Genomic DNA, 11,834 nt, shown 5'->3' on the forward strand with positions numbered 1-11,834 from the left:
GCTGGGGGCGGGCAGGGGCGCGTCGATCTCGGCCAGTTCGGGGTCGAGAAAGCGCGCCAGCAGCGCGTCCTCCTCGTCGGTGACGTAGCCCAGCGCGCGCGCCGTCTCCAGCGTCAGCGCCGCGGCATTCCAGTCGCCGCGCCGCGCCAGGCAGAACACCCGCGTCGGAAAGGTCGGCTCGACATCGGGCGTCAGGCGCATCGCCGCGCAGGCGCGATCCTCCTGACCCGTCAGCAGCGAGATGTCGAACCAGCGGCGGAACAGTTCCGGATCGGTCGGCCCCGCGCGTTCCACCAGCGCCTGCGCCTGGTCCAGCGCCCCCAGATCCAGCAGTTTGTCCAGCCGCGCCAGCAGCACCAGACCGTCCTCGCCCGGGCGCATCCCCGCGGGCGGGTCAAGCTCGGCCAGCAGCAGCATCAGCAGCAGCGCCTGCATCGCCGGCAGCGTGTCCACCCGCTCGGCCCGGATCGCGCGGGCGATCTCCTCGGGCCGCCCCGGTCCCCACAGATCGCGCGGCAGTCCGGTGACCTGCCCGGGCAACAGCCCGACCGCATCGACGCTGATTCCGGCCAGCGGCTGCACCTCGATCGGCTCGATGGCGGGTCCAGGGCTCAGCGCGGGCGGCACCGTGCGTACCGTCGGGTCGGTCACCGAGTCCGACAGCCAGTCGATCGCCGACAGCGGCGGTTCGGCGCGCACCGACCCGCTCGCGGCGGCCCAGGCCACCGCCAGAATGGCCAGCCGGCGCAGCATCGTCCTAGTCCACATCGAGCGTCAGGCTTTCGCTCACCACTTTCTGGTCGGGTGTCAGATCGCCCAGATAGGCAAAGCCGACCAGCCCGACGAAGCCGATGACACCCAGAATTACAAATAGCTTCAGAAGCCGCAACATCCTGCCCTGCCTTCCGTTTTGGTCCGCGCGTTACCCGCTTTGGCTCGATTATAACTGGCATTCCCGGGGAGTTCACGCCATTGAAGGGCCGCAGGGAACAACTTGGCGGGAGGTCGCCTGAATTGGGCGCAAGGCTGAAGAAGACCATCGCCCTTGTCGGGCTGATGGGCGCGGGCAAGACCGCGGTCGGCACGGCGCTGGCCAGAAAGCTGGACGTGCCCTTCCGCGATTCGGATGCCGAGATCGTCGCGGCCGCCAATATGAGCATCGCCGAGATCTTCGCCCGCGACGGCGAGGCGTTCTTCCGCGCCCGCGAGTCGCAGGTGATCGCCCGCCTGCTGGACGGACCGCCCGGGGTGCTGTCCACCGGCGGCGGCGCCTTCCTGTCCGAGGCGAACCGCGCCGCGATCACGGCGCGCGGCGTGTCGGTCTGGCTTGATGCCGATCTGGACCTGTTGTGGAACCGGGTGCGGCACAAATCCACCCGGCCGCTGTTGCAGACCGCTGACCCCCTCGGCACGCTGGCGCGGCTCCATGACGAGCGCAAGCCCTTTTACGCGCTGGCGGATCTGGCGGTGAAGGCCGATCCGCGCTATTCGATCGAGGACATGGCCGACAAGGTGCTGGACGCGCTCCGCACCCGGCCCGACGTGCTGGAGGGGATGTGAGCGAGACCGTTGAAACCGTGCATGTGGCCCTGCCGGGACGCGCCTACGACATCCGCATCGGCCCCGGCCTGATCGCGCGCGCGGGCGCCGAGATCGGCCCGCTGCTGACCCGGCCCCGCGTCGCGATCGTGACCGACGAAACCGTGGCCGCCCTGCATCTGGCGCCGTTTCGCGCGGGCCTGGCCGCCGCGGGCATCGAGGCCCCGGCGCTTGCCCTGCCGCCCGGCGAGGCGACCAAGGGCTGGGCGCAGTTCTCGCGTGCGGTGGAATGGCTGATCGAGCAGAAGGTCGAGCGCGGCGGCATGGTGGTGGCGCTGGGCGGCGGCGTGATCGGCGATCTGGCAGGTTTTGCCGCGGCCGTCCTGCGCCGCGGCGTGCGCTTCGTCCAGGTGCCGACCACGCTGCTGGCGCAGGTGGACAGTTCGGTGGGCGGCAAGACCGGGATCAACTCGGCGCATGGCAAGAACCTGATCGGCGCCTTCCACCAGCCGGGCCTTGTGCTGGCCGATACCGGCGTGCTGGACACGTTGCCGCGCCGTGATTTCCTGGCCGGCTATGGCGAGGTGGTGAAATACGGCCTGCTGGGCGACGCGGCCTTCTTCGACTGGCTGGAGGAGAATGGCCCTGCGCTGGCCGCGGGCGACCTGGCCGCGCGCATCCATGCGGTGCGGCGGTCCTGTGAAATGAAGGCGGGCATCGTCGAGCGCGACGAGACCGAACAGGGCGAGCGCGCGCTGCTCAACCTCGGCCATACCTTCTGCCACGCGCTGGAGGCCGCGACCGGCTATTCCGACCGCCTCCTGCATGGCGAGGGCGTGGCGCTCGGCTGCGCGCTGGCCTTCGATCTGTCGGCGCGACTGGGGCTGTGCAGCCAGGAAGAGCCCTCCCGCGTGCGGGCCCATCTGGCGGCGATGGGGATGAAGAGGGATCTGGCCGACATCCCCGGCGACCTGCCCGGCGCCGAGGCGCTGATCGGGTTGATGGCGCAGGACAAGAAGGTTCAGGACGGTCGGCTGCGTTTCGTCCTGGCCCGCGGGATCGGGCAGGCCTTCGTCACCTCGGATGTCGATGCGGGGCTGTTGCGCGCGCTGCTGGACGAGGCGCTGGCCGCGCGCCGGGGCTGACGGGGTCTGGCGGGGCAGAGGGCGCAAGGGGGGGCGCTGCCCCCCCGTCCTTGCGGACTCCCCCCCGGGATATTTCCGGCCAGAAGAAGGGTAGGGCGGGGGGTTCAGGCCGGACCGGACAGGGAAGGGGGCAGGCCGAGGCGGCCGCGCCGCGCGGGCAGCTCGGCCATGATCCGGCGACGGTCCTCGGGGCGCATCCTGGTCCAGGCGGTGATCTCGTCGATCGAGCGCAGGCAGCCGGTGCACAGGCGGCTTTCGCGGTCGACCACGCAGACCCCAGTGCAGGGGCTTTCGATGGCGCCATCGACGCGGGCGGGGCGGTCTTCGCTCATGGCGCGTCCTTCAGATGGCGCAGGCGGTCAAGGAACCCCTGCAGGATATAGCCCGCCGCGACATGGTCAATCACTTCGGCGCGGCGCTTGCGCGAGGTGTCGGCCTCGAGCAGCGCGCGTTCGGCCGCCACGGTCGAGAGCCGCTCGTCCCAGAAGCCGATGGGCAGCTCGGTCAGCCGCGACAGATTGCGTGCGAAGGCCCGGGTCGACTGGCAGCGCGGCCCCTCGCTGCCATCCATGTTGCGTGGCAGCCCCAGCACAAGCCCCCCGGCAGAGCGCCGCGCCGCGATCTCCAGCAGGCGGGCGGCATCCTGCGTGAACTTGCTGCGCCGGATCGTCTCCAGCGGGCTCGCGACCGAGCGCAGCCCGTCCGAGACCGCCACGCCGATGGTCTTATCCCCGAAATCCAGCCCCATCAATGCGCCGCGGTCGGGCAGGGCCGCGGCGAAACCCTCGGCGCTGTCGAAGACGCTCACTCGGCCACGCCCGCCGCGATGGCCGCCGCGCGGATGGTGTCCAGCGCCTCCGGGTGCGGGGCGAAGACCTGCTGCGCCTCGGCCCAGATCCCGGCGGCCTGCTCGGTATCGCCCAGCATGCCCAGCGCGCGGATAAGCTGCGCCCATTCCTCGGGGTTGCCGCCCTGGTTGGCCAGCCGGTCCGACAGGCCCGCCACCATGCCGACGATCATCTGCCGACGCTGTTCGGCGGTCATCCCCTCGGCGGCCGCGATATCCTCGACCGAGGGGCCGCGCAGGGGACCGGCCTGCGGCAGCGGCGGCGGAGTATAGTCGTCATCGCCCGCGAACCAGGCCAGGTCGCGGATCTGGGCATGCACCGGCGCAAGCCAGGGATCGTCCGGCTGCGAGACCGACAGAAGCTCGCGCCAGACCCGGAAGGCGATGTCGGGCCGCCCGGTCTGGATATGCATCAGCCCCCAGTAATAGAGCGCGGTGCCGTTCCTCGGGTCGCGGTTCAGGGCGTTTTCCAGAACCGCCTCGGCCTCGGGCGAGACATAGCCGCCCGCGGCCAGCACCATCATGTCGGCCATGGTGGCATGATCCTCGGCGCTGGCGCGGCCTTCCTTCAGTTCGATGGCGCGCGATTGCGCGGCATAGGCGGCGCGGAAATTGCCCAGCGCGGCCTCGTTGCGGGCCAGCAGCAGAAACCCGCGCAGATCGTTGCCGCGTTCGGCGACCACCTCGCGCAGTTGCTCGACCAGCTCCAGGTACTGCGGCTCGGGCGCGGGCACCGGGATCGGCGGCGCGGCCTCCTCGGCCTCGGCCTGGCGCATGCGATTGGCGCGGAACTCGGAGGCCTGCGCGATGCGCGCCGCCATCGGCTGGTCGGGATAGCCCGGCGCCCCGACCGTGCGGTAAACGCCCCAGCTGCCGCCCAGCAGCAGCGCCGCCAGCGCCAGCCCGATCGCCAGGCTTGCCGCGCGCGGGGCCGGGGTGCCGGCGGTCACGGCCGCCAGCCTGCGGTCGGCCTCCAACACCCGGCGCGAGACCTCGGTGCGGATGCGCCCGGCCTCGTCGGCGGTGATGACGCCGCGGGCCAGGTCGCGGTCGACCTCGCGCAACTGCTCGCGATAGACCTGCAGATCATAGGCCGCGGCCGGTGCGGCATCGGAGCGGCCGCGCAGCAGCGCCAGGATCAGCAGCGCCGCGATTGCCGCGGCAAGCCCCAGGGCAATGAGCGTGAATGCCATACGGGTCCACCCCTTCTTCAGCCTCGTTCGCCGATCTATTACGGACCGGCCGGTTCCGAAAGGGCAAAGCGGCCGCCGCCCCCCCACGGCACCGCCCGGACGGGGTGCTGCGCGCAGGCGGAAGGCACGGCGTCCCCGGTGTCGGACGCAGCGGCGAGAGCCCGGCGGACAAGGCCGAAACGGGACGCTTGTGGCCGCGCCGGACCGGTCGGGGCGGCGCGCGGCCGACCGCGCCGGGGGCGGATATCTCACCAGGATGTGATCCCGCCCGCGGCCCGCCGCGCGCCCTTGTCGGCTGGGCCGCTCTGTCGCAGGGCGCGCGTCTGCGCATTTGGTCGCCTTGACGCGCACGGGCATGCTTCGCATAACAAGCGCCAAACCTCATTCGGAGTCCTGTCCATGTCCGACAAAAATTACGACGTTCTGGTTCCCGATTCTGCCGCCAAGTGGTTCGGCATCGTGGCCGGCCTGCTTCTGCCGGTCTTCTTCGGCGTGGTCGGCGCCCAGATCTACGGCAACACCAACGGCGGTTCCGTCCAGGTCTACCCGGTGAGCGAGGACTGAGCGTCCCTGACCCCCTTGCCGATGGCGGCGGGGGGCGGTCCTGACGGCGGTTCGGCGCCGCGCCGCGCGGAACTCGTCGGGATGCTTGTCCGATGAAATTCCGATCCCGCCCGACCGGCGGACCCGCGTCGTCTCTAGCCGGGACCGGGGGGCGGTGAGGGCGCGTCTGTTTCTTTCCCCCGGGACTTGACCTTGCCCCCGTCTCCGCGCCATCCAAGTCAAAGTGACGCATCAAAGACCGACAGGGGGATCCATGGCCTTCGAACTTCCCGACCTTCCCTATGCCCATGACGCGCTCGCCGATCTGGGCATGTCGCGGGAGACGATGGAGTACCATCACGACCTGCACCACAAGGCCTATGTGGACAATGGCAACAAGCTGATCGCCGGCACCGAATGGGAGGGCAAGTCCCTTGAGGATGTCGTCAGGGGCACCTATCAGAAGGGCGCGGTGGCCCAGAACGGCATCTTCAACAACGCCTCACAGCATTGGAATCATTGTCAGTTCTGGGAAATGATGGGGCCGGGCAAATCCGCCATGCCCTCGGAACTCGAGGCGCGGATCAGCGATGCCTTCGGCTCGGTCGAGAAGTTCAAGGAGGAATTCTCGGCCGCGGGGGCCGGGCAGTTCGGGTCGGGCTGGTGCTGGCTGGTGGTCGATACCGACGGCGCGCTCAAGGTCACCAAGACCGAGAACGGGGTGAACCCGCTCTGCTTCGGCCAGACCGCGCTTCTGGGCTGCGATGTGTGGGAACATTCCTACTATATCGACTTCCGCAACAAGCGCCCGGCCTACCTGTCGAATTTCCTCGATCACCTCGTGAACTGGGAAAACGTCGCCGCGCGGCTTTCGCACGCGTAATCCCGGCATTTCGCATGGTCTGCGGCCGTCCCCAGGGGGCGGCCGTTCGCATTCGGGCTTGCTGTTTCGCGCGTCTTCCGGCTGCGCTATGATCGCGTAAGTCAAGAGCGGGCAGCCATGAGATTTTCCCTTTCCATTCTGCGCTTTGTGGCGCTTCTGTCCGTGCTTGGCGGGGCGGCCCCGGCGCTGGCGCAGGAGATGACGGCGCTGGCGCGGCCCGATCCGGCGGCTTCCCGGGTGGCGGATTCAGGGGTAGGGATCGCGCTGATCCTCGACCTGTCCCAGCCGGTGCCCTACCAGGTCTACACGCTGGACAACCCGCCGCGACTGGTCGCGGATTTCCGCGAGGTGGACTGGCGCGGCACCGATCCCGCGGCGCTGATCGCCACCGGCCGGGTGCTAGCGGCGCGGGCAGGGGCGGTGCGGCCGGGCTGGTCGCGGCTCGTGCTGGAACTTGGCGGCCCCCTGGGCATCGAGACGGCCGAGATGGCGCGCGACCGGGCAACGGGCCGGGCGCTTCTGTCGGTGCGGCTTGCCCCTGTCGATCCGGACGCCTTTGCCACCTCTGCCCGCCCGCCCGCCTCGGCGCTATGGGGCCTGCCACCACCCGAGGAACTGGCCCCGCCGCAGCGCCGCCAGGACGGCACGCGGCCCTTGCGCGTCGTGCTCGACCCCGGCCATGGCGGCATCGACCCGGGTGCCGAGCGCGGCGGCTTGCGCGAATCGGATCTGATGCTGACTTTCGCCCGCGAACTGTCCGAGGCGCTGATCCGCGCCGGGCACGAACCGGTCCTGACCCGCGACAGCGATCATTTCGTGCCGCTGGAAACCCGCATCGACATCGCGCGCGCGGCCAGGGCCGATCTGTTCATCTCGCTGCATGCCGATGCGCTGGCCGATGGGCAGGCGAGCGGCGGCACGGTCTACACGCTGTCGGAAACCGCGTCGGACAAGGCCTCGGCCCTGCTGGCCGAACGCCATGACCGCGACGCGCTGCTGGCGGGGGTGGACCTGACCGACAAGGATGACGAGATCGCGACCGTCCTGATGGACATCGCCCGCACCGAGACCGCACCCCGCGCCGACCGGCTGGCGGATGCCATCGTGGCGGGGTTGCAGACCCATGTCGGAAGCCTGCACAAGCGGCCGCGGCTGTCGGCGGGCTTCTCCGTGCTCAAATCGCCCGATATCCCCTCGGTGTTGGTCGAACTGGGCTTCCTGTCCTCGGAACGCGACCGGCGCAACCTCGTTTCGCCCGAATGGCGCGCGCGGGCGATTGCCGGAATCGTCGGCGCGATCGGGGAATGGGCGGCCGAGGACGCGGCACAGGCGGTATTGCTGAGGCGCTGAAACCGGTCCTTCCCGAGGACGTGACCAGCAGGCCGGCGCATCGCGGCCGGCCGGGGGCCGTTCGTTTTGACCCCGGACGCGGGGCGGCGTATAGAGGTCCATGCGATCAGGAAAGGGCAGGGGCGGTTTGATCCGTTTCATTCTCTCATCGCTCGGGGTGGTGTTCACGTTGATCACCCTCGGGCTTGTCGGCGCCACGCTTCTGTTGGGCGGGGTGTTCTGGACCTATGCCCGCGACCTGCCGAACCACGACGATCTGGCAACCTATCAGCCCAAGACCATCAGCCGGATCTATTCCGGCGAAGGCCGTCTGATCGACGAATTTGCCGATGAACGGCGCCTGTTCGCGCCCGCCGAGGAAATCCCCGACCTGGTCAAGAACGCCTTCATCTCGGCCGAGGACAAGAATTTCTACAGCCACAAGGGGTTCGATGCCCGTGGCATCGTCGCAGCCGGTATCGAGGCGGTTCAGACACGGGGCGAGACGCTGCGCGGCGCCTCGACCATCACCCAGCAGGTGATGAAGAACTTCCTGCTGGGTGGCGAGCGGACGGGCGAGCGCAAGATCAAGGAACTGATCCTTGCCGTGCGGATCGAGCAGACGCTGTCCAAGGACCGGATCCTCGAACTCTATCTCAACGAGATCTTCCTCGGCCAGAACTCCTATGGCGTGGCGGCCGCGGCGCAGACCTATTTCAACAAGACCCTGGCCGAACTTGCCCCCGAAGAGGCCGCCTATCTGGCGGCGCTGCCCAAGGCGCCTTCGACCTATCATCCGGTCAGGGCCCATGATCGCGCCATCGAGCGGCGCGATTATGTCCTGCGCCAGATGTTCGAGAACGGCCATCTGGACGCCGCGGCCTATGACGCAGCCAGGGCTCAACCGCTCAGGACCGTGCAGAACGGCGATTACCCGCCCTTCGCCGCCAGCCTGCCCGAACGCGACTATTTCACCGACGAGATCCGACGCCAGCTTTCAGGCAATTTCGGCGAGGCCGAGTTCTTCGGCGGCGGTCTGTCGATCCGCGCCACGCTCGACCCCGAACTGCAACTGGAAGCCGCCCACGCCCTGCGGCGCGCGCTGGAGGAGTTCGACCGGGGGCAAGGGCGCTGGCGCAGCAGCGGCCAGAAGATCGATCCCGCCGCCTTGGCCGACGAGACCGCCTGGCGTGCCGCGCTGACCCGGACCGAGATCGCGCGCGACATCGACCTGGTCAGCCCCTGGCTGCCCGCGGTGGTGCTGGCGGTCGAGGAACAGCGGCTGGTGATCGGCATCGAGAACGTCGAGGGCACGGCCGAGGTGCCGCGCGCAGATACATCCTGGTTCCACGGCGACCTGTTCCAGAACTTCGCGCCCGGCGACGTGGTTCATGTCCGCCGGATGGTATCGGATTCCGATGGCAGCTTCATCCGCTGGACGTTGCGCCAGGTGCCCGAGGTGCAGGGCGGCTTCGTCGCGATGGATGTGAACACCGGCCGCGTTCTGGCGATGCAGGGCGGCTTTTCCTATCAGGATTCGGTCTTCAACCGCGCCACCCAGGCCACGCGCCAGCCCGGTTCGGCCTTCAAGCCCTTCGTCTTTGCCGCTGCGCTGGACAGCGGGTTCACGCCCGCGACCATCGTGATCGACGCGCCGATCGAGGTGGACACGGGCGCAGGCATCTGGCGGCCCAAGAACGCCTCGAACCGGTTCTACGGACCGACGCCCTTGCGCACCGGCATCGAACGCTCGCGCAACCTGATGACCGTGCGTCTGGCCAAGGAGATCGGCATGGACACGGTCGCGACCTATGCCGAACGCTTCGGCGTCTATGACCGGCTGGAACCCTTCCTCGCCAATTCGCTGGGCAGTCAGGAGACCACGCTTTACCGGATGGTGGCGGCCTATGCGATGTTCGCCAATGGCGGCGAGCGGGTCGAACCCACGCTGGTCGACCGGGTGCAGGACCGCTGGGGCAAGACGATCTACCGCCACGACACCCGCACCTGCACCGATTGCGACGACCCGGCCCTTGCGCCGGGCAAGGCGCCGACCATCGTCAGCGACCGCGAGCGTGTGATGAACGCGATCACCGCCTATCAGCTGACCTCGATGATGCAGGGCGTCGTTGAGCGCGGCACGGCGGCGGGGCGGGTCAATCTGGGCGTGCCCACCGCGGGCAAGACCGGCACAACCAACGATGCGCGCGACGTCTGGTTCGTGGGCTTCACCTCGAACATCGTGGCGGGCTGCTACATGGGCTATGACCGCCCGCGCAGTCTTGGCGCGCGGGCGGCAGGCGGCACGCTTTGCGCGCCGGTCTTCAACGAGTTCATGAAGAAGGCGACGGCGAAATATGGCGGCGGGCCGTTCAAGGTGCCGCCGGGCGGCCGCTTCATCAAGATCGACCGCTATTCCGGCGGCCGCCTGCCCGATGATGCCAGCGGCGAGCATGTGGTGGCCGAGTATTTCCGCATGGGCGAGGAGCCGATCTTCGGCATCGGCGCGATGGTGGATGGCGGCTTCGCGATGGGATCGGACCTGCCGCTTTTCGGCCGCGGCGAGGGCGACGTTGACCCCGCAGGCCCCCCGCGCGAGGTCACGACCTCGACGGGCCGCAAGGCGGTGGTCGGGCCCAAGGCGAATTTCGGCACGATTTCCTCGGGCGGGCTTTACTGAGGGCGGCCCGCTTGCCCGGGCGTGCGGGCCGGGATATGACCCCCATCTGAAACTGTCGGACAAGAGCTTGAAGGGGCACGGATGCCATGCGTGCAGAGGTGCAGAATACCGTCGCGGAGATCCGCAAGTCGCTGAAGCTGCTGGCCCAGCGGCTTGACTGGGACACGGCCGAGCACCGGCTGGAAGAATTCGATGCGATGTCCGAGGACCCGGACCTGTGGAACGATCCCGAGCGTGCGCAGAAACTGATGCGCGAGCGTCAGGCGCTTGCAGATGCGATCGAGACCTACAAGGGAATTTCTCGCGAGCTTGATGACAATATCGAGCTGATCGAACTGGGCGAGGCCGAGGACGACAAAGATGTGGTGACCGAGGCCGAGGCGGCGCTGAAGGCGCTGCGCGAGAAGGCCGCCCAGAAGGAGCTGGAGGCGCTGCTCGATGGCGAGGCGGATGCCAACGACACCTTCCTTGAGATCAACGCGGGCGCAGGCGGCACGGAAAGCTGCGACTGGGCGAACATGCTGGCGCGGATGTATGTCCGCTGGGCCGAGGCGCATGGCTACAAGGTCGAGTTGCAGGCCGAGAACCCGGGCGAAGAGGCGGGGATCAAGTCCGCGACCTACAAGATTTCGGGCCACAACGCCTATGGCTGGCTGAAATCGGAATCGGGCGTTCACCGGCTGGTGCGGATCTCGCCCTATGATAGCGCGGCGCGGCGGCACACCTCGTTCAGCTCGGTCTGGGTCTATCCGGTGGTCGACGACAATATCGAAATCGAGGTGAACCCGGCCGATATCCGGGTCGATACCTACCGGTCGTCGGGGGCGGGCGGCCAGCACGTCAACACCACCGACTCGGCGGTGCGGATGACCCACATTCCTACTGGCATCGTTGTGACGAGCTCCGAGAAATCCCAGCACCAGAACCGCGACATCGCCATGAAGGCGCTGAAATCCCGGCTCTACCAGATGGAACTGGAGCGTCGGACCGCCGACATCCAGGCCCAGCACGACGCCAAGGGCGAGGCCGGCTGGGGCAACCAGATCCGGTCCTATGTCCTGCAGCCCTACCAGATGGTCAAGGACCTGCGCACCGGGGTCGAAACCTCGGACACGGCGGGCGTTCTGGACGGCGATCTTGACCAGTTCATGGCAGCGACGCTGGCCCTGAATGTGGCGGGGAAGAGCCGCGCCGAGGCTCGGGCCGAGGACTGAGCCCGAGCGGTATCAGCGCAGATCCTCGGGCGGGCGTCCGGGGCGCGAGCGGTAGGCGGGCAGGGTCCAGCCGAAGGCCAGCGCGTCGGTCATGGCGAGCGCAACATAGATCTCCTGTCGCATCAGCACCGAGGGTTCGCGGGCCAGAACATCCCGCAGGATGCCGCCGAATGTTCCGGTCAGCATTCCCATGGCAATGGCAACCGTCGCCGACCCGGTGACAAGAACCCCCCTTGTGGGCACCGAAGACGCCATAGGCGGCAAGCGCGACCGCGTCGAGCCACAGCGGTAGGCGATAACGCGATTCCGGCAGATGCGCGATGAGTAGACCAGAACGGCGGTCGCGGCGCAGACAACACGGTAGAGATTCTGTTGCACCCAGAAGACCGGCACGCCCAGAACCGGATCGCGCAAGGTGCCCCCGCCGATGCCGGTGACCGCGCCCGGAAACAGGAAGCCGA

General features: G+C 68.6%; 12 protein-coding genes and 1 pseudogene. 7 read left to right on the forward strand and 6 right to left on the reverse strand.

Features of this window, described 5'->3' with window-relative positions:
• Positions 1-753 (reverse strand): annotated as a pseudogene (locus ENN83_RS11345) (hypothetical protein); the annotation flags it as partial.
• Between the two features lie 4 nt (positions 754-757).
• Positions 758-892: a hypothetical protein gene (locus ENN83_RS11350; RefSeq protein WP_287187108.1), complete on the reverse strand. Its 135-nt coding sequence runs from the start codon at positions 890-892 to the stop codon at positions 758-760.
• A gap of 122 nt (positions 893-1,014) precedes the next feature.
• Between ENN83_RS11350 and ENN83_RS11355 the strand changes: the two genes are divergently transcribed.
• Positions 1,015-1,560, forward strand: coding sequence for a shikimate kinase (locus ENN83_RS11355; protein ID WP_287187110.1), 546 nt, complete (start codon positions 1,015-1,017; stop codon positions 1,558-1,560).
• The gene (gene aroB / locus ENN83_RS11360) at positions 1,557-2,684 is read left to right on the forward strand and encodes a 3-dehydroquinate synthase (protein ID WP_287187112.1); all 1,128 of its coding nucleotides are present in this window, start codon (positions 1,557-1,559) and stop codon (positions 2,682-2,684) included. The genes ENN83_RS11355 and aroB overlap by 4 nt, the downstream gene beginning before the upstream one ends.
• Positions 2,685-2,788: 104 nt before the next feature.
• Here the strand turns inward: aroB and ENN83_RS11365 are convergent, their stop codons facing one another.
• Genes ENN83_RS11365 through ccmI form a run of 3 tightly spaced genes read right to left on the reverse strand, consistent with a single transcriptional unit; the run spans position 2,789 to position 4,724 of the window.
• Complete coding sequence (locus ENN83_RS11365) at positions 2,789-3,016, reverse strand: DUF1289 domain-containing protein (RefSeq protein ID WP_287187115.1); 228 nt, start codon at positions 3,014-3,016, stop codon at positions 2,789-2,791.
• Positions 3,013-3,432 carry a Holliday junction resolvase RuvX gene (gene ruvX / locus ENN83_RS11370; protein ID WP_287187130.1) on the reverse strand — a complete coding sequence of 140 codons (420 nt, stop codon included), beginning with the start codon at positions 3,430-3,432 and terminating at the stop codon, positions 3,013-3,015. The genes ENN83_RS11365 and ruvX overlap by 4 nt, the downstream gene beginning before the upstream one ends.
• Positions 3,433-3,488: 56 nt before the next feature.
• Positions 3,489-4,724 carry a c-type cytochrome biogenesis protein CcmI gene (ccmI, locus tag ENN83_RS11375; protein WP_287187116.1) on the reverse strand — a complete coding sequence of 412 codons (1,236 nt, stop codon included), beginning with the start codon at positions 4,722-4,724 and terminating at the stop codon, positions 3,489-3,491.
• A 399-nt stretch (positions 4,725-5,123) separates the two neighbouring features.
• On the opposite strand from ccmI, the gene ENN83_RS11380 reads away from it, so the two are divergent.
• From ENN83_RS11380 to prfB, 5 genes are all read left to right on the forward strand, one after another.
• Complete coding sequence (locus ENN83_RS11380; RefSeq protein ID WP_287187119.1) at positions 5,124-5,288, forward strand: hypothetical protein; 165 nt, start codon at positions 5,124-5,126, stop codon at positions 5,286-5,288.
• 253 nt (positions 5,289-5,541) lie between these two features.
• Positions 5,542-6,150, forward strand: coding sequence for a superoxide dismutase (locus ENN83_RS11385; protein ID WP_287187120.1), 609 nt, complete (start codon positions 5,542-5,544; stop codon positions 6,148-6,150).
• Between the two features lie 117 nt (positions 6,151-6,267).
• Positions 6,268-7,500 (forward strand): N-acetylmuramoyl-L-alanine amidase, encoded by a 1,233-nt coding sequence (locus ENN83_RS11390; RefSeq protein WP_287187123.1) that lies wholly within the window; start codon positions 6,268-6,270, stop codon positions 7,498-7,500.
• A gap of 127 nt (positions 7,501-7,627) precedes the next feature.
• Complete coding sequence (locus tag ENN83_RS11395) at positions 7,628-10,159, forward strand: penicillin-binding protein 1A (protein ID WP_287187125.1); 2,532 nt, start codon at positions 7,628-7,630, stop codon at positions 10,157-10,159.
• 86 nt (positions 10,160-10,245) lie between these two features.
• Complete coding sequence (gene prfB / locus ENN83_RS11400) at positions 10,246-11,373, forward strand: peptide chain release factor 2 (protein ID WP_287187127.1); 1,128 nt, start codon at positions 10,246-10,248, stop codon at positions 11,371-11,373.
• A gap of 12 nt (positions 11,374-11,385) precedes the next feature.
• Here prfB and ENN83_RS11405 read toward each other — a convergent pair.
• The coding region (locus ENN83_RS11405; RefSeq protein ID WP_287187128.1) for a trimeric intracellular cation channel family protein at positions 11,386-11,834 on the reverse strand (449 nt) is incomplete at its 5' end.

Source organism: Rhodovulum sp., assembly GCF_011048875.1.
GTDB classification, from domain to species: Bacteria; Pseudomonadota; Alphaproteobacteria; order Rhodobacterales; family Rhodobacteraceae; genus Rhodovulum; species Rhodovulum tesquicola.

Excerpts from the sequence above, each read along its gene's own strand:
- ENN83_RS11350 (WP_287187108.1), bottom strand. The coding sequence starts at position 892 with ATGTTGCGGCTTCTGAAGCTATTTGTAATTCTGGGTGTCATCGGCTTC.
- ENN83_RS11380 (WP_287187119.1), top strand. The coding sequence starts at position 5,124 with ATGTCCGACAAAAATTACGACGTTCTGGTTCCCGATTCTGCCGCCAAG.
- ruvX (WP_287187130.1), bottom strand. The coding sequence starts at position 3,432 with ATGGGGCTGGATTTCGGGGATAAGACCATCGGCGTGGCGGTCTCGGAC.
- prfB (WP_287187127.1), top strand. The coding sequence starts at position 10,246 with ATGCGTGCAGAGGTGCAGAATACCGTCGCGGAGATCCGCAAGTCGCTG.
- ENN83_RS11385 (WP_287187120.1), top strand. The coding sequence starts at position 5,542 with ATGGCCTTCGAACTTCCCGACCTTCCCTATGCCCATGACGCGCTCGCC.
- ccmI (WP_287187116.1), bottom strand. The coding sequence starts at position 4,724 with ATGGCATTCACGCTCATTGCCCTGGGGCTTGCCGCGGCAATCGCGGCG.
- ENN83_RS11390 (WP_287187123.1), top strand. The coding sequence starts at position 6,268 with ATGAGATTTTCCCTTTCCATTCTGCGCTTTGTGGCGCTTCTGTCCGTG.
- ENN83_RS11365 (WP_287187115.1), bottom strand. The coding sequence starts at position 3,016 with ATGAGCGAAGACCGCCCCGCCCGCGTCGATGGCGCCATCGAAAGCCCC.